At 66.5% G+C, this 23,240-nt stretch carries 20 protein-coding genes; 16 read left to right on the forward strand and 4 right to left on the reverse strand.

Annotated elements, in window-relative coordinates:
- On the reverse strand, positions 1-1,436 hold a 1,436-nt coding region (locus AC07Z7_RS21045; RefSeq protein ID WP_494767553.1), incomplete at its 3' end, for a PAS domain-containing protein.
- Positions 1,437-1,637: 201 nt separating this feature from the next.
- Here AC07Z7_RS21045 and mutS point away from each other — a divergent pair.
- The 8 genes from mutS (at position 1,638) to AC07Z7_RS21085 (ending at position 13,851) form a co-directional block, all read left to right on the forward strand.
- Complete coding sequence (mutS, locus tag AC07Z7_RS21050; protein WP_494767554.1) at positions 1,638-4,256, forward strand: DNA mismatch repair protein MutS; 2,619 nt, start codon at positions 1,638-1,640, stop codon at positions 4,254-4,256.
- A 231-nt stretch (positions 4,257-4,487) separates the two neighbouring features.
- Positions 4,488-5,315 carry a proteasome-type protease gene (locus AC07Z7_RS21055; RefSeq protein WP_094288572.1) on the forward strand — a complete coding sequence of 276 codons (828 nt, stop codon included), beginning with the start codon at positions 4,488-4,490 and terminating at the stop codon, positions 5,313-5,315.
- 49 nt (positions 5,316-5,364) lie between these two features.
- Complete coding sequence (locus AC07Z7_RS21060) at positions 5,365-6,180, forward strand: alpha/beta fold hydrolase (RefSeq protein ID WP_494767555.1); 816 nt, start codon at positions 5,365-5,367, stop codon at positions 6,178-6,180.
- 164 nt (positions 6,181-6,344) lie between these two features.
- Complete coding sequence (locus tag AC07Z7_RS21065) at positions 6,345-7,166, forward strand: carotenoid biosynthesis protein (protein WP_252658530.1); 822 nt, start codon at positions 6,345-6,347, stop codon at positions 7,164-7,166.
- Positions 7,163-8,635 (forward strand): oxygenase MpaB family protein, encoded by a 1,473-nt coding sequence (locus AC07Z7_RS21070; RefSeq protein ID WP_494767556.1) that lies wholly within the window; start codon positions 7,163-7,165, stop codon positions 8,633-8,635. The genes AC07Z7_RS21065 and AC07Z7_RS21070 overlap by 4 nt, the downstream gene beginning before the upstream one ends.
- A 47-nt stretch (positions 8,636-8,682) precedes the next feature.
- A complete protein-coding gene (locus AC07Z7_RS21075) occupies positions 8,683-10,437 on the forward strand; it encodes a diguanylate cyclase domain-containing protein (protein WP_494767567.1) in 1,755 nt (584 codons plus the stop codon).
- Positions 10,434-12,221, forward strand: coding sequence for a diguanylate cyclase domain-containing protein (locus AC07Z7_RS21080; RefSeq protein ID WP_494767557.1), 1,788 nt, complete (start codon positions 10,434-10,436; stop codon positions 12,219-12,221). Before AC07Z7_RS21075 ends, AC07Z7_RS21080 begins: the two co-directional genes overlap by 4 nt.
- A gap of 133 nt (positions 12,222-12,354) precedes the next feature.
- Positions 12,355-13,851 (forward strand): FAD-binding oxidoreductase, encoded by a 1,497-nt coding sequence (locus AC07Z7_RS21085; RefSeq protein ID WP_494767558.1) that lies wholly within the window; start codon positions 12,355-12,357, stop codon positions 13,849-13,851.
- Between the two features lie 40 nt (positions 13,852-13,891).
- On the opposite strand, the gene AC07Z7_RS21090 is transcribed toward AC07Z7_RS21085, so the two are convergent.
- From AC07Z7_RS21090 to AC07Z7_RS21100, 3 genes are all read right to left on the reverse strand, one after another.
- A complete protein-coding gene (locus AC07Z7_RS21090; protein ID WP_094288621.1) occupies positions 13,892-15,217 on the reverse strand; it encodes a diguanylate cyclase domain-containing protein in 1,326 nt (441 codons plus the stop codon).
- Between the two features lie 175 nt (positions 15,218-15,392).
- Positions 15,393-16,214 carry a MipA/OmpV family protein gene (locus AC07Z7_RS21095; RefSeq protein WP_494767559.1) on the reverse strand — a complete coding sequence of 274 codons (822 nt, stop codon included), beginning with the start codon at positions 16,212-16,214 and terminating at the stop codon, positions 15,393-15,395.
- 37 nt (positions 16,215-16,251) lie between these two features.
- A complete protein-coding gene (locus AC07Z7_RS21100) occupies positions 16,252-17,076 on the reverse strand; it encodes an undecaprenyl-diphosphate phosphatase (RefSeq protein WP_494767560.1) in 825 nt (274 codons plus the stop codon).
- 230 nt (positions 17,077-17,306) lie between these two features.
- Here AC07Z7_RS21100 and AC07Z7_RS21105 point away from each other — a divergent pair, with 230 nt between their 5' ends.
- The 8 genes from AC07Z7_RS21105 to AC07Z7_RS21140 all read left to right on the forward strand — a co-directional run bounded on the left by AC07Z7_RS21105 (position 17,307) and on the right by AC07Z7_RS21140 (position 23,204).
- On the forward strand, positions 17,307-17,717 hold the full coding sequence (locus AC07Z7_RS21105) for a DUF2306 domain-containing protein (protein WP_094288558.1): 411 nt from the start codon (positions 17,307-17,309) through the stop codon (positions 17,715-17,717).
- A 46-nt stretch (positions 17,718-17,763) separates the two neighbouring features.
- Complete coding sequence (locus tag AC07Z7_RS21110; protein ID WP_094288555.1) at positions 17,764-18,345, forward strand: DUF6622 family protein; 582 nt, start codon at positions 17,764-17,766, stop codon at positions 18,343-18,345.
- A gap of 45 nt (positions 18,346-18,390) precedes the next feature.
- On the forward strand, positions 18,391-18,684 hold the full coding sequence (locus AC07Z7_RS21115; protein WP_494767561.1) for a 2TM domain-containing protein: 294 nt from the start codon (positions 18,391-18,393) through the stop codon (positions 18,682-18,684).
- Positions 18,685-18,708: 24 nt separating this feature from the next.
- Positions 18,709-19,755: an alpha/beta hydrolase family protein gene (locus AC07Z7_RS21120; RefSeq protein WP_494767562.1), complete on the forward strand. Its 1,047-nt coding sequence runs from the start codon at positions 18,709-18,711 to the stop codon at positions 19,753-19,755.
- Positions 19,756-19,792: 37 nt separating this feature from the next.
- Positions 19,793-20,863, forward strand: coding sequence for an alpha/beta hydrolase (locus AC07Z7_RS21125; protein WP_494767563.1), 1,071 nt, complete (start codon positions 19,793-19,795; stop codon positions 20,861-20,863).
- Positions 20,864-20,965: 102 nt separating this feature from the next.
- Positions 20,966-21,262, forward strand: coding sequence for a 2TM domain-containing protein (locus AC07Z7_RS21130; protein WP_494767564.1), 297 nt, complete (start codon positions 20,966-20,968; stop codon positions 21,260-21,262).
- Complete coding sequence (locus AC07Z7_RS21135) at positions 21,259-22,347, forward strand: sensor histidine kinase (RefSeq protein WP_494767565.1); 1,089 nt, start codon at positions 21,259-21,261, stop codon at positions 22,345-22,347. Before AC07Z7_RS21130 ends, AC07Z7_RS21135 begins: the two co-directional genes overlap by 4 nt.
- Complete coding sequence (locus AC07Z7_RS21140) at positions 22,344-23,204, forward strand: LytR/AlgR family response regulator transcription factor (protein ID WP_494767566.1); 861 nt, start codon at positions 22,344-22,346, stop codon at positions 23,202-23,204. The genes AC07Z7_RS21135 and AC07Z7_RS21140 overlap by 4 nt, the downstream gene beginning before the upstream one ends.
- The last annotated feature ends 36 nt before the right edge of the window (positions 23,205-23,240 follow it).

A 23,240-nucleotide genomic window follows, 5' to 3' on the forward strand; every position in this document is an offset into this window, starting at 1 on the left:
GCCACTTGCGACAAGAGCTGGTCGCCCATGTCGTGGCCCAGGGTGTCGTTGAGGTCTTTGAAGTTATCGAGGTCGATGAACAGCAAGGCGCCCAGGCTCTTGGTGCGCTGGCAGGCGGCGATGGAGCGTTGCAGGCGGTCCAGCAGCAGGCGCCGGTTGGGCAGGCCGGTGAGCGCGTCGTAGAAGGCCAGGCGCTCGATTTCCTGCTCTGCCAGCTTGCGGTCGGTGATGTCCATGGTGAAACCATGCGACACCACCGAGCCATCGGCTTCGCGGTGGGGCACAGCGTTGGTCATGTGCCAGCGCACGCTGCCATCGTTCATGCGCACGCGGTACTCGCACTGCCAGGGCACGAGCTTGCGCACCGACATCATGGCCGAGCGCTGCACCTGCGGCAGGTCTTCAGGCACCACCCGGTGCATGAGCACGCCGTGGTCGGTGGTCACCTCGTGGGGCTCGACACCCATGAACTCGCGCACCGCATCGCTGATGTACTGCACGCTGGTGCTGCCATCGGAATGCAGGCGGTATTCGTAGATGAAGCCCGGGATGCGGCTGGCAATGCGCTGGATGAACAACAGCTGTTCGCGCAGCTGCTCGGCCGCACGGTGCTCGTCCGTCACGTCCTGCACCACGCCCATCACCACCTGCACGCCATCGCGCGGCAGCGTGCGCTGCACGCGCGAGCGCATCCAGCGCACTTCGCCGTCGGGCCGGCGCCAGCGGTACTCCACATCCAGGCCAGATCCGCGCTCGCGTATCTTGTCGAACACATGGCGGTCTTCCGGCAGGATGCCGCTCACGGCGCGCTCCGGGTCCACCCATTCCTGTTGTTCAAAACCGGCGATGTTGCACAGGCCGGGCGACCACAGCAGCACGGTTTCGCCCGGGTCTTCAATGCGGCGCCAATGGCCGGTGCGGGCCAGGCTCTCCATGGTGTTGAAGACTTCGGTCTGCTCGCGCAGCTCACGCCGCACTTCTTCGAGCGAGCGCTCGGACGCGGCCAGCGCAGCACGCAAGGTTTCGGCCTCGGAGGCGTCGCGCACCGTGACCATGATGCAATCGTGGGTGACCCGGCGCGCGGACAGATCCCAGGCCAGCAGCAAGCGCCCGGGCTCGCGCACCACCTGGCGGCACTCCAGCGGCACCCCTACGCGCACCACGCCATACAGCTGGTCCAGCAAAGAGGTGCTCGCCAGCAGGTCGAACACCTCGCTGGCATCCGCACCGGGCTCGCGCACAGCGCCCAGCCCCGGCATGCGGCGTGCGGCCGCGTTGGCCGCCAGCAGCACCAACCGGCCGTTCTGCAGCCGGAACTCCATCAACGCCACCGGCACCGCATCCACCAGAGCCTGCAGGCGCGCCTGCGCCATGGGCTCGATAAGGCCGTCGCCCACGGGGGCGAGGAGGTCGGTCAACAGTTCGGACGAAATCACGGTCGCTCTGAAACCTTCGAATCCTGGGGTTGGGAAAAGCGCCCTCGCAATGGAAAGCGCTTGCGGTCAAAGCCAAGCTGCCAGCATACAGCCAAGAGTATGTCAAAACGTAACAAAGCTACAAAACCTGCGGCAAATCATTGAGGGGAAACCCCATGGGCAAGCTGCTACAGTCCACGCCTCATTCCCCCCGCCCCCTGCATGTCCGACACGCTCGAACACCACACGCCCATGATGCAGCAGTACCTCGCCCTCAAGGCCGGGTACCCTGAAACGCTCCTGTTCTACCGCATGGGCGACTTCTACGAGGTCTTCTGGCAGGACGCCGAAAAGGCCGCACGCCTGCTCGACATCACGCTCACGCAGCGCGGCCAGTCGGGCGGGCAGCCGGTGGTGATGGCGGGCGTGCCCTTCCATGCGCTGGAGAACTACCTGGCACGCCTGATCAAGATGGGCGAGTCGGTGGCCATTGCCGAGCAGGTGGGCGAGGTGGGCGCGGCGAAGGGCCCGGTGGAGCGCAAGGTGGTGCGCGTGGTCACGCCCGGCACGCTGACCGATACCGAGCTGCTGTCCGACAAATCCGAATCGCTGCTGATGGCCGTGCACCAGGCGCCCCGCGCGCGCTGCGGCCTGGCGTGGCTGAGCGTGACGCAGGGCCGCGTGTTCCTGGCCGAATGTGCGCTGGACGAGTTGGGCGCCTGGCTGGCGCGCGTGGCCCCCAGCGAGCTGATCTACAGCGCCGGCGTGACCGAACGCTTCGAGCAGCAATTGCAGGTGCTGCGCCAAGGCGGCGCCTTCACCTGCCCCATGAGCCCCCGCCCCGACTGGCAGTTCGACAGCGCCCTGGGCGAGCGCAAGCTGCTCGAAAACCTGGGTGCCGCCAGCCTGCAGGCCTGGGGCGCACAAGACCTGGGCGAGGCCCACGCCGCCGCTGCCGGGCTGCTGACCTACGCCGAACATACCCAGGGCCGCACGCTCACGCATGTGCACAGCGTGCAGGTGCAGCGCAACGACGACCTCATCGACCTGCCCGCCACCACGCGGCGCAACCTGGAACTGGTGAAGACCTTGCGCGGCGACGATGCGCCCACGCTGTTTTCGCTGCTCGACACCTGCATGACCGGCATGGGCAGTCGCCTGCTCAAGACCTGGCTGCTGGAACCCCGCCGCGATCGTGCCGAGGCACGCCAGCGCCTCTCAGCCACCACAGCCCTGCGCGGAGCGGGGGGTGCTGGCGGCGGCTCTGGGCCCTGGGCCACACTGCGCGGCGAACTCAAGGGCGTGAGCGATGTGGAACGCATCACCGCCCGCATTGCGCTGCGCCAGGTGCGCCCACGCGAACTGGTGGGCCTGGGCAAGACGCTACAAAAATCAGAGCTACTAGCGCTTAATGGACGCGCGCCAGAGCCTTTTTTGGTTCAAATTTTTGGCCACCTGCACCCGCCCGAAGGCTGCACGGCGTTGCTGCAGGCCGCCATTGCCGAAGAGCCCGCCGCCCTGGTGCGCGACGGCGGCGTGATCGCCACGGGCTTTGACACCGAGCTGGACGAACTGCGCGCCATCCAGACCAACTGCGACGCCTTCTTGCTGGAGCTGGAAACGCGCGAAAAGGCCCGCACCGGCATAGCCAACCTGCGCGTGCAGTTCAACAAGGTGCACGGCTTCTACATCGAGGTGACCAGCAGCAACCTGGACCGCGTACCCGACGACTACCGCCGCCGCCAGACGCTGAAGAACGCAGAGCGCTTCATCACGCCCGAACTCAAGGCGTTTGAAGACAAGGCGCTGTCCGCCAACGAGCGCGCCCTGGCCCGCGAGAAATGGCTGTACGAGCAGATCCTGGACCAGCTGCAGCCGCATGTGCCTGCCCTCACGCGGCTGGCGCAGGCGCTGGCCACGCTCGATGTGTTGTGCACGCTCGCCGAACGCTCGCTCACACTCAACTGGTGCGCGCCGCAGTTTGTGCCCGAGCCCTGCATCGAGATCGAAGGCGGCCGCCACCCGGTGGTCGAAGCCCGCCTGGCCGAGACCTCCAGCGGCAGCTTCATCGCCAACCGCACGCGGCTGAACACCAACACACGCATGCAGGTCATCACCGGCCCCAACATGGGCGGTAAATCGACCTACATGCGGCAGGTGGCGCTCATCGTGCTGCTTGCCAGCATTGGCAGCCATGTGCCCGCCACCAGCTGCCGCCTGGGGCCCATCGATGCCATCCACACCCGCATCGGCGCGGCCGACGACCTGGCCAACGCGCAGTCCACCTTCATGCTGGAGATGACCGAGGCCGCGCAGATCCTGCACGCCGCCACGCCGCACAGCTTGGTGCTGATGGACGAGATTGGCCGGGGCACCAGCACGTTTGACGGCCTGGCCCTGGCCAGCGGCATTGCCACCCACCTGCACGACAAGACGCGCGCCTTCACGCTGTTTGCCACGCACTACTTCGAGCTGACCGAGCTGCCCGCCAAGGCGCGCCACGCGATCAACATGCATGTGAGCGCGACCGAGAGCGGCGCGGACATCGTCTTCTTGCACGAGATCCAGCCCGGCCCCGCCAGCCGCAGCTACGGGATCCAGGTTGCAAAACTAGCGGGCATGCCGTCGCCTGTGCTGCACCACGCGCGCCACGCGCTCGCGGCGCTGGAAGAGCGTGCAGGCGAGGACGAGTTGCAGGTGGACCTGTTTGCCGCCCCCGAGGTGCCCGAGAGCGCGGGCGCCAGCCCGGTCGAGGCGGCGTTGGCCAGTATCAACCCCGATGCCCTGAGCCCGCGCGAGGCGCTGGATGCGCTGTACCAGCTCAAGAAGATGGCAGGCTGAAGCGACACGACCCCGCCTACGCTGCGGGCTGCCTCCGGGACACCTCGCAACGTGCAGGGTAGTTTTCGGGCCTCAGCGGTACCAGGGGTTGGTTCTACAGCGCTGATTGCTATCATTTTTGCACCAATAGCAGCCATCGCAACGATGGGGCACCCGGCTGGGGCCAGGGGCCTTGGGGTCGCGGGCGACTAAACTCGCGGGTTACCTTCATCCAACGAACCCCATTGCTCCATGACGTACTGCGTCGCCATCAAACTCAACGCCGGACTGGTTTTCCTGTCCGATTCCCGCACCAACGCCGGTCTGGACCAGATCAGCTCGTTCCGCAAGATGATGGTCTATGAAAAGGCGGGCGACCGCTTCATGGTGCTGCTGTCGGCGGGCAATCTATCGATCTCGCAGTCCGTGCGCGAGATCCTGCAGAACGAGCAGATCAAGGACGGTGATTCTGGCGAAGCCATCACGATCTGGAACGCCAAGAGCATGTTCGATGCGGCCCGCGTTCTGGGCTCGGCCGTGCGCCATGTGCACGAGCGCGATGGCGCCGCGCTCAAGCGCTCGGGCGTGGACTTCAATGTGTCCATGGTGTTTGGCGGCCAGATCAAGGGCGAGGGCATGCGCCTGTTCCAGGTCTACTCGGCGGGCAATTTCATTGAAGCCACGTCGGAGACACCGTACTTCCAGGTGGGCGAATCCAAGTACGGCAAGCCGGTGCTGGACCGCGTGCTCACGCCCGAGACCCCCCTGGACGAGGCCGCCAAATGCGCGCTGGTCTCCATGGACAGCACGCTCAAATCCAACCTGTCGGTGGGCCTGCCACTGGACCTGGTGGTGTACGAGGCCGACCGGTTTGCCACCGACAAGGTGGTCTGCATCGACGAGAACAACCCCTACTTCCGCATGCTGCACGACAGCTGGGGCCAGAAGCTGCGCCAGGTGTTCGACAGCATCGAGGACCCGGCCTGGGGCGGTGGTGCGACCGAGGTGCCCATCATGGTGAGCCCTGCACGCAGCAAGCCGCTCAAGAAGATCACGACCCACACCGACCGGCTCATCTAAGCCTTTCGGGCCGCCCTGCCCCCTTGCCCTGCCGGTACGCCCTTTGCCCATGCTCCCCATCGTTTTTTCTCACGCCAACAGCTTCCCGGCGGGTACCTACCGCCTGCTGTTCAAGCTGCTCAAGGCCCGTGGATTCCAGATCAGCGCGGTGGAGCGCTATGGCCACGACCCACAGTATCCGGTGACCAACAACTGGCCCCACCTAGTGCAGCAGCTGGCCGACTTTGCCACCGCACAGGTGCAGCGGCTGGGTCAGCCGGTGTTTCTGGTGGGACATTCGCTGGGCGGATTCCTGAGCGTGATGGCCGCCGCCCGCCACCCCGAACTGGTGCGCGGCGTGCTGCTGATTGACTCGCCGCTGATCGGCGGCTGGAAGGCCAACGTGGTCGGCGTGGCCAAGCGGGCACAGGTGGTGGGCTCGATATCGCCCGGCCGCGTGAGCCGCCAGCGCCGCTTCAGCTGGGCCAGCAACGAAGAGGCGCTGGAGCACTTCCGCAAGAAGAAGGCCTTTGCGCGCTGGCACCCCGAGGTGTTGCAGGACTACATCATCCACGGCCTGCAGGACCAGGACGGCAAACGTGTGCTGGGCTTTGACCGCGCGGTGGAAACCGCCATCTACAACACCCTGCCGCACAACCTGGGCCGCCTGCTCAGCGCCCACCCGCTGCAGTGCCCGGCCGCGTTCATCGGGGGGCGCGACTCGGAAGAAATGAAACAGGTGGGCATGGCCATGACGCTGCGCATCACCGAGGGCCGCACCATGATGCTGGACGGCAGCCACCTTTTCCCCATGGAGCAGCCGCAGGCCACGGCAGCGGCCATCGAGGCCGCGCTGTTGAACCTGGCCTCACTCACCCAGGCCTGAGCCCCGGGGCCCACCGCCAGCGGACCTCCCTATATCACCAAAACCCCCGGTGCAGCGCCTGAAACAGCGCCGCAGGGACCGCCTTTGATCAGGGCAAACAGGGAGCGCGGCGCTCCGGGCAATCCCCTACACTGGGGGAATTGTTACAGCGTGATACACCCGACATGCCTGCACAGTCCTCCCTCGCCTCGCGCCTGCCCGCGTTGAGCTATCTGCTCCTGGCGATTTACCTGGTCATCCTTGCGTTTCGCACCCACAACGACACGACCATGGCCCTGGTGGTGGCGTCGGTGGTGATGTTTGCCTGCTGCTGGGCCAGCGCCACGCACCTGCTGGGCGCACGGCCCGCACTGCAGTTTGTGCTGATTGCCGTGAGTTTTGGCTGGTTTGCCGAGCAGATGGGGTCGTCGCGCGGCTGGTTTTTTGGCCACTACACCTACACCGATGTGCTGGGCCCGCGCCTGGGCGATGTGCCCATCGTGATACCGCTGATGTGGTTTGCGCTGACCTATGCGGGGTATGTGATTGCCAACCTGATCGTCTGGCAAAGCCCGGTGGACGGCGTGCGCGGGCTGGGCAATACCGTCATGCTGTCATTTCTGGCTGCGATGATTGTCACGGCGTTTGACCTGGGCGCCGACCCCTACATGGTCTACACCCTCAAAGCCTGGATCATGACCAAAACCGATGGCGCCTGGTTTGGCGAAACGGTGCAAGGCTTCTTTGGCTGGGTGTTTGTCTCTTTTGTGATCATTCTGGGCTTTCGCCTATCGGTCCGATCACTGGCCATGCAGCCCAGCAGCCCGTTTTTGCGCCACCATGCGTTGGTGCCGCTTGCACTGTATGGGAGCAACATGGTGTTTCAGATGATGCTGGGCAACCCCGTCGAAATTCGCTCGATTGCACCCTTTGCAATGGGCATCCCCCTCTTGTGTGCGCTGGCGGGCTACCAGCGCTGGGTCGCACCCGCCAAGGCCCCCGTATGAGCCAGAACACTTTGCATACGCACCCCATTTCGGATGCCGAACTGGCCGGCATGCAGCACCACGCCGATCCGCTGGCAGACAAGACCATTGCCGACATCCTGGGCGACTGGCCCGCAGGGGATGTCGCGGTGGACGCCCCGCAGTGGACACGCATCGACACCGTGAACCGTCTGTTCGGAGAGTGGACGGACAACCAGAGCCTGGTGGGCTGGACCGCCCAGGGCGACGGGGTGGACGCCGACATGGCCCGGGCGCTGAACCATTACGTGCAGACCGCCCAGGTGCTGCCGCCCTGGGCCGACGCAAAAAAGATCGAACGCGCCGAGAAGCTCTTCATGGAGCATGGGGCGCTGTCGTGCATTCTGCTGTTCTGTGCCAGCCTGCCAGAGTGTTATGTGATCCCCGACCTCTCCAGCGTGCTGCACACCTCGGGCCAGCTGGAGCAGAACGCAGAGTACCGCATCCGCTCCACGGCGGCGATGATCTTCCCCGTGATGATGCACGGCGGCCTGGGCCAGCGCGGCGCGGGCGTGGCCCAGGTGCTCAAGGTACGGCTGATCCACGCCACCATCCGCAACCTGATCCTGCATGGCAGCCCGCAAGACGCCGTGAAGCAGCTGCTGGCCGGGGGCAGCGGGCAGGTGGCAGCACAAGCCCTGCCCGCCGGCGGTGGGCGCCAGGCCATGTTCAAGACGCTGTACGCGCGCGGCTGGAACCTGCAGGGCGATGGCCTGCCCTGCAACCAGGAGGAGCTGGCCTACACCTTGCTTACCTTTGGCTACGTGTTTCTGCGCAGCCTGCGCCGCCTGGGGATCGGTTTGCGCCCGGCCGACGAAGAGGCCTACCTGCATGCCTGGAACGTGGTGGGCCACATCCTGGGCATTGACCGGGCCCTGATGGTGGACACCATGGACCAGGGCCACGCGTTGATGGCCCGCATGCAGGCCCGGGGCCGCGCCGAACCCGTGGTGCCCGACCCACGCCCCGCCCTGGGCCGGGCCCTGATGCAGACCATGGAGAACTCACTGCCCTGGAGCATTGTGAAACCCTTCCCCGAACTCATGACCCGCTACCTGTGCGGGCGCGACACCGCCAGCGACCTGGGCCTGACCCAGCGCGCGCCCTGGCCGTCGGCGCTACTGTTCTGGGGAGTGTTGCTGATCGCGCGGGCCATTGATACGCTGCTGCGGATGGTGCTGCCACGCTTTTCCATCGTGCGGACGCTTACCCGCATCCTGGGCTACCACTTCATGAGCCGCGTGCTGATGAGCCAGACCCGCCCCCTGCAACTGCCCACCGAGCTGCTGAACCAGGTGGACCAGGTGGTGCACAGCTGGAGCGACGACCCCCACGCCCCCGGCTGGCTCAACCGGATCGAAGACCGGTTGACCACACATGGCAGCTGGAGCCCGGGGTTGGCGCGCAAGGCGCAGGCCGCAAGCGCCCCCCAGGCGCAGCAACCCGCATAGCCATTGTTTACGCCAGGCCGATGTACCCGCTGCTCTGCGCCCTTCTGATGCTGGCCCGGCATTGGCGCGCGCATTGCGGCGTAGCAGTCGCCCTGCTGTGCCTGGTCGTCCCCATGGCTCTGCCCTTGGGCGCGAATGCGGCGTCGCCCCTGGTGCTGACCCAGGATCGACCCCAGGTGAATGCCTGGGAGGCCATCACAATCAAGGCAGACCCCACATACCAGCTCTCGGTGCAGGACATGCTGAGCCAGTTGCCGGCGTTCGAGGCACCCGCCCAGCGGGGTGGTTCCCTGGGCGTACACAAGGCAGCGATGTGGCTGCACATCCCCATCATTGCGCCCGAAGCGCCGCGCACCCCCTGGGTGGTCAACATCGGCTACAGCTCGCTGCAGGCCGACATCTACCTGATCGGCGACGGCAAGGTGCTCAAGCAGGTCAGTACGCGCCAGCCCGGCCAGACACAGATGTCCAGCCGCACACCCGCAATGGCCCTCGACCTGCAGGCCGGGCAGGCGTATGACGTGCTGATACGGGTGCAGGCCACCGGGCCGCTGATCCTGCCCATCACCGTGGGCGAAATGCCTTATCAGATGCACGAAGCCCTGCGCGAGCAGATGCTGCAGGGTCTGCTCAACGGGCTGGCGCTCTGCCTGCTGATGTACAGCCTGATCCAGTGGGTCACGCAACGCGAGCCGCTGTTCGGCTTCTATGCGCTGGTGGTGTTTGGCAGCGCAGGCTTTTCGCTGCAGTTCTTCGGCATTGGCGATCAGTTTTTATGGCCGGGCAATCTGTGGATGAGCCGGTATGCAGGACTGGCCGCTGGGCTGATTGCGCTGGCGGGTTCGTTCCTCTTCCTGGGCGCCGCCCTGGCAGACAACCCGCAAAGCCGCTACGCTCGTGCCATGCGCACTGGCGCCGCGATCACTGCGGTGGTCTGCGCGGCCGTCATGCTCGGCTGGCTGAGTGTGCCCATTGCGATTGCCTTCATGAGCCTGATGGGCCCCCTGCCCTCAATCATCAGCGTGCCCGCCGCCATTGCACGGGTACGGCAGAAGGACCCGATCGGCGCCACCCTGCTGGCCGCATGGATCGCCTACGGGGTGGCCGCAGCACTCATGGTGTGCCTCGTCCAGGGCTGGGTGCCCGCCAACTTCTGGACGCTGCACTCGTTCCAGCTTGGCGCCACGATTGACATGCTGCTCTTCCTGCGGGTCATGGGGCTGCGTGCCAATGCCATGCGGCTCAAGGCACAAGAGGCGCTGCACGAGCGGGACCTGATGCATTCACTGGCCCACAGCGACCCTCTGACGGGCCTGAATAACCGGCGCGGCCTGCAGCAGGCACTGCATGCTGCGCTGGCCACCTGCTCACAACGCAGTCTGGTGGCGGTGTACCTGATGGACCTGGACGGGTTCAAGCCCGTGAACGACTCGTATGGCCACGATGTGGGCGACGAGCTTCTGGTGGCCGTAGGCCAGCGGCTGCAATCCAGTGTCCGACAGCAGACCGACCTGGTCGCACGGCTGGGGGGGGACGAGTTCATCATCATGGCCTGCCATCTCGAAACGCCACAGCAGGCAGAGGATCTGGGCCGTGCGCTGCTGCGGGCGTTCGACCAGCCGTTTGGCCTGGGCAATCTGCGCCTGAAAGTGGGCCTGACCATCGGCTACGCCCTGGCTCCGCTGGACAGCGACGACCCCCAGGGGCTGATCCGCCTGGCCGATGCGGCCATGTACGCGGGCAAGCAGGGGGGCAAGCGATCGATCCGGCGCAACACTGGCGAACTGGCGCTGGCACCATGACACCAGCCCTTCGCCCCATGCCGAACCGGCCCTGGCTGCAGCTGCGCTACACCCTTTGGCTGGCGTTGTTGTGGGCCTTGCTGGCCTGCCCTGGCGCATGGGCCAGCAGTCCCGCCTTGCAGCTCAGCGATGAAAAGCGCGCCATCGACGCCTGGCCCGCCGTCAAGCTGCTGAGCGACCCCAGCCGCCAGCTTTCCGTTCGGGACGTGCTGCCGCTGGCCGACAAGTTCACCCCCCCTTCCAGCGTGGGCGCCACGCTGGGCGTGCGGCCCGACGCAGTGTGGCTGCGCATCCCGTTCGAGGTGGCGTCCACCTCTGACGCCCAGTGGATTCTGGACATCAACCATTCCGACCTGAACCACATCGATATCTACCTCACGACCGGCGGGTACCTGGTCCAGCAAGCCACCCTGGGCAGCCTGCACCCGTATACGCAACGTCCCCTGCAAAGCCGCTCCCACGCCATCCCGCTGAATCTGATGTCCGGGCTGCCGTATGAACTGCTGGTGCGTGTGGAGACCCGGGGCGCGATGATCCTGCCCATCTCGTTCTACAAGCCCGCGGCCATGCTCAGCAAGGCCGTCAACGAGCAGATGCTGCAAGGTGTTCTCACCGGCCTGGCCCTGTGCCTGCTGGTGTACAGCCTGGGCCAGTGGCTGAGCCTGCGTGACCCTCTTTTCATCTACTACACGCTGCTCACCTCCGGAAGCCTGCTGTTTTCCATGCACCTTTTCGGTGTGGGCCGGCAGTTCCTCTGGAGCGACAGCCTCTGGCATGAGGTCCACATGGGGGGAATGTCGGCCCTGCTTGCCACCTGTGGCTCGTTCCTCTTCATCGGGCAGGCCCTGGCAGAGCCCGGATCCAGCGGCCGTTTCATGCGTTTCATGCGGGGCGGTGCCGTATTGTGTGTGCTGCTGGCCTTGGCCTATGGGCTGGATTTCATCTCCACCCGCGCCATCGCTGCCATCGTGAGCATCCTGGGCCTGGTTCCGGCGCTGATGGGTATCCCGGGCGCTGCGCGTCGTGCCATCCGGGGCGACGGGGTGGGAACCAGCCTGCTGCTCGCATGGCTGGTCTATTTTGTGGCCACGGCCATCGTCATCGGCGTGATCAACGGCCGGGTGCCGGTGAACTTCTGGACCATGCACTCCTTCCAGTTCGGAGCCACGCTGGACATGCTGCTCTTCATGCGGGTGCTGGGCCTGCGCACCAAGGCCCTGCGGCTGGAGGCGCTGGATGCCAACCGCGAGCGCGACGTGATGCGCTCCCTGGCCCATACCGACCCGTTGACCGGCCTGCCCAACCGGCGCGGGCTCAATATTGCGCTGGCGTCCGCGCTGTCGCGCTGCAGCCCCGAGCGGATGCTTGCGGTGTATGTGATGGATCTGGACGGCTTCAAGCCCGTGAATGACCAGCATGGTCATGACGTGGGCGACGAGTTGCTGATCGCCGTGACCCGGCGCCTGCAGGGCCATGTGCGCCAGAGCGACCTGGTGGCGCGCCTGGGCGGCGATGAATTTGTGGTGATGGCCGGGCAACTGCACAGCCTGCAGCAGGCGCAGGAGCTGGGCCACAAGCTGCTGGATGCGTTCCGTACACCGTTCTCTCTGCAGAATGTGCGGGTGGAGGTGGGCCTGACCATTGGCTATGCCATCGCCCCCCACGATGGCAACGACGCCATCGGCCTGCTCAAGCTGGCGGACGCTGCCATGTACAGCGGCAAGCAGGGCGGCAAGTTCTGCCTGCGGCGCAACACGGGCGACCTGGCGCTTTCGTCCTCCTGACCACGGCGGAACGGCGCCGCGCCCGCTGGCCCTGGCACGGGGCCAAAAAGCAACGCGGGCCATTTCCGGCTGGTCAAGCCGCCACCTATCCAGTACACACGGGACTTCGTCTTTTCACGGAGGATCGTTCGCTATGGCCCATCGCAAAAGCCCTGCCCGCATTGCCAAAGACGCGCGTGTTGCGCATTTCCGCTCGCTGGCGGCCCCACAGGCTGCCGCCCTCCAGGCGGCTGCAGCGCCCGGCCCGGCGCTCGCCTGGGACGCCATCGCTTCACTGGAGGCCCGGCTGGTGGGTCGCATCGTCCTGCCCTCCAGCCCCGACTACAACGAGGCCCGGCAAGAGTCCAACCCTGCCTTCCAGGCCTATCCCGAGATCATCGTGTACTGCGCCTGCGAGAACGACGTGCTGGAGTGCCTGGCCGTGGCACGCGCCTACAAGGTGTGGGTGGCCGTGCGCTGCGGTGGTCACAGCACGGCGGGCTATTCCGTCAACAGCGGCATGGTGGTGGACCTGAGCGATATGAAGGGTGTGGTGCTGGACCCGGCACGCGAACGGGTGCATGTGTTGCCCGGCACCGACTTCGATCATTTCAACGGTGCGATGAACCACACCGGCTGGCATGTGCCCACGGGGGCCTGCGGCAGTGTGTGTGTGGGCGGGTTCGTGCAGGGTGGGGGCTATGGCTACACCTCGCGGGCCTTTGGCATCCAGAGCGACCTGGTGGAGTCCTTCCGCGTTGCGCTGGCCAACGGCACCATCGTCACGGCCAGTGCCCAGGACCACCCCGACCTTTTCTGGGCCTTGCGGGGCGGCACCGGCGGCAACTTCGGGGTGGTTCTGCAGGTGACATACCGCATGCACCGGCTCGACCAGGTGTGGGCCTGGGCCATCAGTTGGGACCAGGCCCATGCTGCCCAGGTGCTCACGTTGATGCAAAAGAGCTTCATGAAGACGGGCGCCCCCGACGCGCTGGGCTACATGATGAACCTGGGCTACCAGCAAGGTGTGCCGGTCTACATGGTGCAGGGCATGTTCTGCGGCACCCGCGAAGCTGGCCTGCAGGCCATTGCGCCGCTGCTGGCCATCCCCAGCGCCCAGCTGCTGGTGGACAAGACCGGCACGTACCCCGAAATGAACATCTGGCTGGAGGACCACCCCTACACCCTGCCCGACAATCTCCCGGATGGCATTGCCGAAACCAAGGCCAGCGGCTACATCAACACCCCGCTGTCGCCCGCCGACTGGCAGCGCCTCATCGACTACTTCAAAACCTCTCCCAACCCCTGGTCCTTGGCCTACCTGGAGCCCTATGGGGGCGCCATCAATCGCTACCCGGTGGCCGACAGCGCCTTCATCCATCGCCATGTGGATGCCGACCTGGTGGTGGATGTGTTCTGGCGTAACCCTGCGGAGCGCGCCCAGATGGAGGCCTGGCTGGACGGATTCATGCAGCTGGTGAAGCCCTTCCTGAACGGGCATGTCTACCAGAACTACCCGGACGCACGCCTGTCGGATTTTGCGAACGCCTACTGGGGGCCCGCCTACCCGCAACTGCAGCAGGTCAAAGCCCGGTACGACCCCACCAACTTCTTCCACTTCCAGCAGAGCATTCGGCTGCCACAGGGCTGAAGAAAGGCGCGGGGCGAGCCTCGCCACCGCCCTTGCTTGATCAAGCGACCTGGGCGTAATGCAGCCGCCCCTTGCCCGCGCGCTTGGCCGCATACATGGCTTGGTCCGCGCGGTTCATGAGGGCATCGATGTCGCCCTCCATCGGGGGGTACATCGCCACGCCAATGCTGGCACCAATGGACAAATCGCGTCCATCCACCGCCATGGGCAGGTGCAGGGCCTCGATGATGCGGTGGCCAATGGTGTCGGTCACGTCGCGCGTGACCTCCTGGTCCAGCATGACCAGGAACTCATCGCCCCCGAGGCGCGCCAGGGTGTCGCCCACCCGCACCGTGCTGGCGATGCGCTGGGCCACGATGCGCAGCACCTCATCCCCCGCGCGATGGCCTTCGGCATCGTTCACGCGCTTGAAGCCATCCAGGTCAATGAACAACAGCGCAACCGCCCCCGCGCTGCGGCGGGCCTGCAGCAGAGACTGCTCCAGCCGCCCCTGAAACGCCGCTCGGTTGAGCAAACCCGTGAGTGAATCGTGGTTGGCCAGGTAGTGCTGCTGGCGCGCAATCTGGATCTTGGCCGATACATCCTGCACCAGGGCCATGATGGAGGTGACCTGGCCGTCTTCGTCGGTCAGCGCGGAGTTGAACCACTCGCAATGCACCTCGGTGCCATCGCCGCGCACAAAGCTGGTCTCGGCGCGGTTCTGCGATTCTTCACCCGACTGCAGGCGCGACAAGGCCAGCTGCAGGCTGTCGTCCATGGAAGCGGGGTCCAGCAGGTCGGTCAGCAGCCGCCCCTCCAGCCCCGCTACATGCAGCCAACCCATGAGCTGCACCGCCCGCTGTGAGCAGTGCAGCAATTGCAGCTTGTGGTCCATCTCCAGCACCGCCAGCGGGCTGTTTTCCATGTGGGAGGACAGCCGCTGGTTGGCGGCACGCAGCGCATTCATGGTCACCTGCAGCTCGTGCACATCCAGCGCCGTGGTGATGAAGCCATCGATGGCGCCCTGGCTGTTGTGCCACGGTGTGAGGCAGATGGTGCGCCATTCGTCAAAACCATAAGGTGTGCGCAGCATGCGCTGGTACTGCACCCGTTCGCCCCGCAGCACGCGCTCTACAAAGGGCATGAAGCGGGCGCAGTCCTGCTCGCCATACACATCCACCAGCGTTTTACCCACCAGGCGATCGGGCGCGGTGCCAAACCAGCGTGCGTATTCCTCGTTGACGTAGATCATGACCAGGCTGCGATCGATGACCGCCATGGTCGCACCCGCACTGCGGGAGATCAGGTCCAGCAACTCCGCCTTGGACCAAGTTTCCTTCCGCGCAGCAGCGGAAGGCAGTGACAACTCTGGCTCGTCTTGCATCATGCGGAGAAAGCCCATCGGGGCATGGTCATCAACAGGAAGACTACAGCCCCGTGTGGCCCGCAGCCACCGGGGCACCGACAGCGGCCTGCAACGCGCGGCAGTGGGGTTGCCGCAGCTTATCACTTTCGGTAACAGTTACGCCCGCCCCCCATGGAGCGGCGGGCTTTGTCGTTCCTCAGCGGCAGCAGCGGTAGGCCAGCCCCACCGACACAGAGTAACCCACCGGCTCCACGGTGAGGGGGCTGCGGCGCGCATCGCCACGAAGCTGCGACACCCGGGCCGAACCCAGGATCACCCAGTGGCGGTTGATGGCCGACATCACCTCCACCCCGCCATCCACGCTGTAGAGGCCCGCACGCGGATCGAACGCAGGCAGCGGGCTTGCGCCACCCGCCGGCACGCCAAAGTGCCCCCGCAGGTAGGCGCGATCGCCAAAACTGGCCCCCGCGCCAATGGTGACCTTGGTCTGTTCGGTGAGGGGCCAGGTGTAGCCCACACTGGTGGACAGCTGGGCGCCGCCGTCGCGGCCCAGAATGTCCTGCGACACCCCTGCGCCCACCGACCAGCGATCGGTGATGGCATACCCAGCGCTCAGCCGCGCGCGCAGCGTGGAACGCACCGACGGCAAGCCCACCAGGATGGGGGCGTCGGAGCCGTCGCGGCCCTTGTCGATGCGCAAGGCCGCGCTCAGGCTGAAACGGTCGCTTTGTGCCAGGGTGGCACTGGCGCCCGACTCGCGCGGAGTCCCCAGGCCATGCCCCATGAAGGCGCTGCCGCGGGAGGTGCTCAGGCGAAAGCGCCCATATTCAACCGCCCAGGCGGGCCGCAGGCTGCTCTTGCGGCCATCACCGCCTGCATAGTCCGGGCCGTTGCTGGCAATGGCCCCCAGGGCGTAGTGGAGCTTGGGCCCGGCGGGCTCGTCCGGGGCCGCAGCGTCTTGCGCCCAGGCGGGCAGCAGGGCCCACCCCGACACCAGAGCCAGAACGCCAGAACGCATAAAAATCAATCCGGTAGAGCTGCGCATGAACGGATTATCAGTCCGCCCACTGAACCCAGCCAGTCCACGCGGTCACCAAAACAACGACCCCGAACACGATGCGGTAATAGGCAAAGGGCACGAAGCTGTGGGTGCTGATGTAGCGCAACAACCAGCGCACACACAGCCAGGCGCTGAGGAAGGAAAAGACCAGCCCTGTGAGGAACATGGGCAGGTCTGCCATGGACAGCAGCGCCCGCTCCTTGTACAGGCTGTACACACCCGCGCCAATGAGCGTGGGGATGGCCAGAAAGAACGAAAAATCGGTGGCCGCCTGGCGCGAAAGGCCCAGCAGCATGCCGCCGATGATGGTGGAGCCACTGCGGCTGGTGCCGGGAATCATGGCCAGGCACTGCACCAGGCCCACCTTGAGCGCATCCAGCGGCGTCATCGCGTCCACGCTGTGCACGCGCGTGGCAGAGGCCGGACGGCGCTCGGCCCACAGGATGATGAAGCCCCCGATGATGAAAGTGCTGGCCACCACCACCGGCGTGAAAAGATGCGCCTTGATCGCCTTGCCCAATAGCAGGCCCAGCACCACGGCGGGCAGGAAACCGATGAACACGTTGAGCGCAAACCGCTGCGCCTGGCGCTCGGTGGGCAGGGCCACGAGGGTGGAGCGGATCTTCTGCCAGTACACCTGGATCACCGCAAAGATGGCGCCGGTCTGGATCGCAATGTCAAACACCTTGGCCTTGGCGTCGTCAAACCCCAGGAGCGACCCCGCCAGGATCAGATGCCCGGTAGAAGAGATCGGCAAAAACTCGGTCAGCCCTTCCACGACCCCCATGATGGCGGCCTTCACCAGCAATACAACGTCCACGCGCACTCCTTGCAAATAGGAGCGGGATTATCCGCCGGGCGTGCTGGCGCTACGGGCGGCGGAGCCCGCCTGCCGCCGGTGCGGGCCACATTCAGCGCAGAAAACGGCCCGCAACTCACGCCACGCCCGTGCATTTCACGGCCCGAAGGCTGCATTTCGTCGCAAGGCACTGGCTGCCTCTGGGGGCTCCCGGCACAGTTCACCCCATCGAACGCGCCAGGAGCCCCACCATGCAGATCACACCCGTCATTGCCATCCACCTCGCCGCCGCACTGGCCGCCGTGGCCATCGGCCCGATTGCCCTGTGGGCCCGCCAGGGCGCCACGCAGCGCCCCCGCCTGCATCGTGCGGCCGGGTATGCCTGGGTCACCCTGATGGTGGCCACCGCCGTGTCTGCCATCTTCATCACCGGCGGCCCCGGCCCACGCTGGGGTAGTTTTGGCCTGATCCACCTGTTCATTCCGGTGACGCTGGGCATGCTGGTGATGGCTTTCGTCTACCTGGCGCGCCGCAACATCGTGGGCCACCGCAAGATGATGCAACGGATCTACATCGGCGCCTGCCTGGGGGCCGGAGCCTTCACATTGCTGCCCGACCGCTTCCTGGGCCACACGGTCTGGTCCGCACTGGGCCTGATCTGAATACCGCCACCCCTCCTCCATCCACCTCCAGCCAGGAACTTCCACCATGCTCGCCAACCTGCTCATCCAACAACCCCAGATGCTGGGCGCCATCATTCAGAACACCCCGTACTGGGTCTGGGCCCTGCTTGCCGGCCTGATCGCACTGGGCGCCAGCCAGCTGGTGGGCCGCAATGTCAGCCTGGCACGGGCCACGGTCATGCCCCTGGCCATGACGGGCCTGTCGGTGTACGGTCTGGTATCGGCTTTCGGCAGCGCAGGCCAGGTCGGCACTTCGGTGGGTGCCTGGCTGGTGGCAGCTTGCGCCATCGCGGGGCTGGCCCTGTGGCTGCAGCCTGCGGCGCCCAGCGGCACGCTGTATGCCGCCACCTCGCGCAGCTTCTACATCCCGGGCAGCGCCATGCCCCTGGGACTGATCCTGGGCATCTTCCTGACCAAGTACTTCGTCGGCGTGGAACTGGCCCTGCAGCCCGCGCTGGCCCGCGACAGCAGCTTTGCCTTGCAGATCGCCCTGCTGTACGGCGTCTTCAACGGCCTGTTTGCCGCCCGCGCCCTGCGCCTGTGGCGCCTGGTGCGGCGCAGTGCCGCCTTTGCCGCCACACCAACCGCATCGTCCGCCTCGGCCTGAGCCTTGGCGCCCTGTCCCTCTCCAACCATTACCGAGGCGTCTGCCATGCAACACCATTCCCTGATCTCCGACCCCACAGAGCGCCTGGCCCGCAAGCGCGCAGGCGCCAAGCTGGGCTGGTATGCCCATGCCGGGGCGTACCTGGCCGTCAACCTGCTGCTGGTCGTGCTGTCTGCCAGCAGTGGGCGCCACTGGGCAGTGTTCCCCGCCGTGGGCTGGGGCATTGGCCTGGCCATCCACGGTGTGGTGGTGTTTTTCTTGGCGGGCGGCAGCAACCTGCACGAACGCATGGTGCAGGCCGAGCGCGACCGCATAGCCCGCCAAGGCACCCGTTCCTGAGCCCCAACACCCCGAGGAGCCCCCATGAAAAACCGCTGGATCGCCGCCCTCATCGCGGCATGCCTCCATACCGCCAGCCAGGCGGGCACCGGTTTGAAAGAAGTGCCCGGCCTGGAAAGCGACGGCCCCGTCACCGTGTTCTACCCCAGCAGCGCGACAGACCAGCCAGTGCAGCGTGGCCCCTTCCACATGGCGCTTGCGCCCCAAGGGGCGCCCATGCGGGGCAACGGCCGACTGGTGGTCATTTCGCACGGGTCAGGCGGCAACCCCTGGGTGCATTCGGACCTGGCCCGCGCGCTGGTGTCCGCAGGCTTTGTGGTGGCCATGCCGGAACACGCGGGCGACAACGCCAGAAACCCCTCCACCCCCGGCCCCGAAAGCTGGAAACGGCGCCCTGCGGAGGTGTCCCGCGCCATCGACGCCGTGGCCGAGGACGCCCAGCTCGCCCCCCTGCTGCAACTGGACAAGGTCGGTATGTACGGAATGTCGGCAGGGGGCCACACCGCCCTGAGCCTGGCTGGCGGGCGCTGGTCTCCTGCGCTGTTCAAGCAGCACTGCGAAGCCCACATCGCAGAGGATTTTTCCTCCTGCGTCGGCCTCATCACGCAGCTGCGGGGCAATTTTCTGGATGGCCTCAAGAAAGCCGTGGCCCTGGGGGTGATCCGCCAGCGCTTTGACGACGCCACCTGGCAAACACACGATGAGCCCCGGATCCACGCCATCGTGGCGGGGGTGCCTGCGGCGGCCGATTTCGACTTTCCGTCGCTGGCCCGCCCCAGGGTCCCGCTCGGCCTGGTGACAGCGGGCCAGGACCGCTGGCTGGTGCCGCGCTTTCACAGCGACAAGGTGCTGCAAGCCTGCCAGACCTGCACCGTGGTGGCCGATCTGCCCCAGGCCGGCCACGGCATGCTCCTGTCTCCGCCCCCACCCAGCCATGTGCTGGGCCGCCTGGAGACGGAGCTGCTGGGTGACCCGCCCGGTTTCGACCGCAGCCAGATGCCGGAGGTGGACGCACGCATCGTGGCCTTCCTGGCGCAGCACCTGCTGCCAATGCCAGCGCCCCATCGCTGAGCCTCCAGCGGGTGGCGCCCTGGCCACCATCCACCGTATGCTCCAGATCTTCCACGGCCACCCCGGCCAGCCCGCCTCCATGACACCCACCCGCACACCCCAGCCCCGCCGCCGTTACACCATGTGGATCGCAGCCCTCCTCCTGACCGCCGCCATCGCAGGGCTTGCCGCTGCCATTGCCTGGGGCGGCCCCAAAGACATCCCGCCGCTGGCCAGCATCAACAACCCGTTCAAGGACGTGGACTACAGCAATGTGCCCCCGGCCCAGCGCTACACGGCGCGCGATGGCACATCGCTGGCCTGGCACGGCTACAGCCCCACAGGGAGCACAGGGGGCACAGGGGGCACGGATGCCTCGGCAAGCGCTCCCCAGCGCCGGGTGGTGCTGGTGCACGGGTCTTCCGCGCGCGGGCAGTCCAACCATGTGCTGGCACAGGCGCTGGCGGCAGCGGGCTACGCCGTGGCCTCCCTGGACATGCGGGGGCACGGTGCCTCCGGCCCCCGGGGCCAGGCCGCCTATATCGGTCAGATGGAAGACGACATCGAGGACTTTTTGCGCGCCGTGCCCCACGCGGGCCCGCAAACGCTGATGGGCTTCTCGGCAGGCGGCGGTTTTGCGCTGCGTTTTGCGGGCAGCGCGCGGCAGGGCCTGTTTGACCGCTATGTGCTGCTGTCGCCTTTCCTGCACCACAACGCGCCTACATCGCGGCCGGACAGCGGCGGCTGGGTCTCGGTGGGCCTGCCGCGCATGATTGCCGTCACGCTGATCAACCAGTTCGGCATCACCCGGTGGAACCACCTGCCCGTGCTGAGCTTCGCCCTGAACGACGTAGCCCGCGAACTGCTCACGCCCCGCTATTCATACACGGTGGCCACCAACTTTCGCCCCCACAACGACTACCAGGCCGACATCCGAAATGCCCGGGGCACCATCTGCATCGTGGCCGGGACAGACGACGAACTCTTCCACGCCGACCGCTTTGCCGACCTGTTTGCCCAGGCAGGCAAGCCCGTGCCCGTCACCCTGGTGCCCGGCGTGAACCACATGGGGCTGACGCTGGATGCGCAGGCCGTGGCCACGGTGGCGCGGCAGGCCTGCCCTGCATAACACGCTGCTGCACGCCTCTGGACGCCGCAGCACGCCCCCCTAGAATCCTGACAGCCCAATCCGCCCTTCCCCGCCCTCCAGGCGACCACCGTCTCCATCACCATGCAATCCCCTCTGAGCCCCGAAGAACTGGACGCGCTGGCCCGTCGCCGCGCCAACGCCAAGCTGGGCTGGTATGTGCATGCGGTGGCCTTCGTGCTGGTCAACGCCGTGATTTTTGCCATGTCGCACTATGCGTTTGGCAGCCGCCCCTGGTCGGTGTACCCGCTGCTGGGCTGGGGGCTGGGGCTTGTGCTGCATGGCATCTCGGTGTTTTTGCTGGGCACCGGCGGCGGCCTGCGCGAGCGCATGGTGCAGCGCGAACGCGAAGCCCTGCAGCGGCGCCAGAACCGGCCATGACGCTGCGCCGCGATTTCAGTGGCGTCAGCAAGCTGCGGCACTACCTGCAGGTGGTGGCCTTCACGCTGGTCGTGGCCACCCTCCAGTACGCCTTCATGCCCGACAAACCCTACGGGCCGCCGGTGGTGTACTCGGTGCTGATCGGCACCTTCACCTGGGCCATCATCGACCTGGGCCGCGAGCTGATCCCGTCGGCCGCCGAGACAGGCTGGCCGCAGGGCTGGCAGGGCATCGCACTGGTGGCAGCGGGCATCGTCATCGGCTATGTGGCGGGCACGCTGCTGGCCGATGCACTGTGCGTCTACTATTTCCACTTCTACCCGGCGGGTGCATCGCTGTCCGGTGCCGACCAGCGCACCTCCATCCTCATCACGGCCATTGCCGGGCTGGTGGGCAGCTACTACTTCTACGCCATCCACAAATCGGCGTACCTGGAAGACAAGATGGCCGAGGCGCGCATGCATGCGACCGAGGCACGCCTGAAACTGCTGGAAACCCAGCTCGAACCCCACATGCTGTTCAACACCCTGGCCAACCTGCGGGTGCTGATCGGCACCGACCCCGCCCGCGCGCAGGAGATGCTGGACCGCATGATTGCCTACCTGCGTGCCACGCTCAGCGCGTCGCGCAGCACCCAGCACCCGCTGGAGAACGAGTTTGACCGCCTGCGCGACTACCTGGAGCTGATGGCGGTGCGCATGGGCCCGCGCCTGGCCTACACGCTGGACCTGCCCGATGCCCTGCGCAGCGTGCCCGTGCCCCCGCTGCTGCTGCAGCCCCTGGTCGAAAACGCGATCCGCCACGGACTGGAGCCCCAGGTGGAGGGCGGCCACATCACCGTGCGCGCCAGCACGCGGCCTGGCGACAGCGGCCCCCAGCTGGTGCTGGAAGTGATCGACACCGGCGTGGGCCTGCCCGAGCAGATGCCCCCACCCGGCCCCGGCCAGAGCTTTGGCCTGGCCCAGGCCCGCGAGCGGCTGGCCACCCTGCATGGCAATGCAGGCACTCTTGAATTGATAGCTGAAAACACAGGTGGAACGCGCGCAAACGTCATTTTTCCATTGAAAAATCCACCCCAACCATGAACCCGCCCGCCCCCCGTGCCCTGATTGCCGAAGACGAACCCCTGCTGGCCGCCGCCCTGCGCCAGGAGCTGGCCCGCGCCTGGCCCGCGCTGGAGGTGGTGGCCACCGTGGGCGACGGGCTCTCGGCCGTGCAGCAGGCGCTGGCTCTGCGGCCTGATGTGCTGTTCTTCGACATCCGCATGCCCGGCCAGACCGGGCTGGACGCCGCCGTGGAACTGGCCGACGCCTGGCCTGCCGACGCGCCCTTCCCGGCCCTGGTGTTCGCCACGGCCTACGACCAGTACGCCGTGCAGGCCTTCGATGCCCAGGCGGTGGACTATCTGCTCAAACCCATCGAGGCCCGCCGCCTGGCGCGCACCGTAGCCAAGGTACAGGACCTGCTGGCACAGCGCCACGCCTGCGCAGCCCCGGCAGCGGCCATGACGCCTCCCGGGCTGGAGGCCACCATGGCCCAGCTGCGTGCGCTGCTGCAGGCGCCGGGCGTGGGTGCAACCCCACCGCCACCACCTTCGCAGCCTGCACAACCCGCCGCCAGGCTGAGCGTGATCCAGGCCAGCCATGGCTCACAGATCCACATGGTGCCGGTGGCCGAGGTGGTCTATTTCGAAGCCGCCGACAAGTACGTGCGGGTGCTGACCACCGAGCGCGAGTACCTGATCCGCACCGCCCTCAAGGAGCTGATCGAGCAGCTGGACCCGCAGGAGTTCTGGCAGGTGCACCGCAGCACCCTGGTACGCGCCACCCACATCGCCACCGTCACGCGCGATGAAGCGGGCAAGCAGCACATCACCCTGCGCGGGCGGCCCGAGCGGCTGCCGGTGAGCCGCCTCTACGCGCACCTGTTCAAGGCGATGTAGCTGCGGCTGCAGTTCAGGCAGGTGGCAGTGCCTCCC

It is taken from the genome of Acidovorax sp. GW101-11A03 (genome assembly GCF_059424825.1).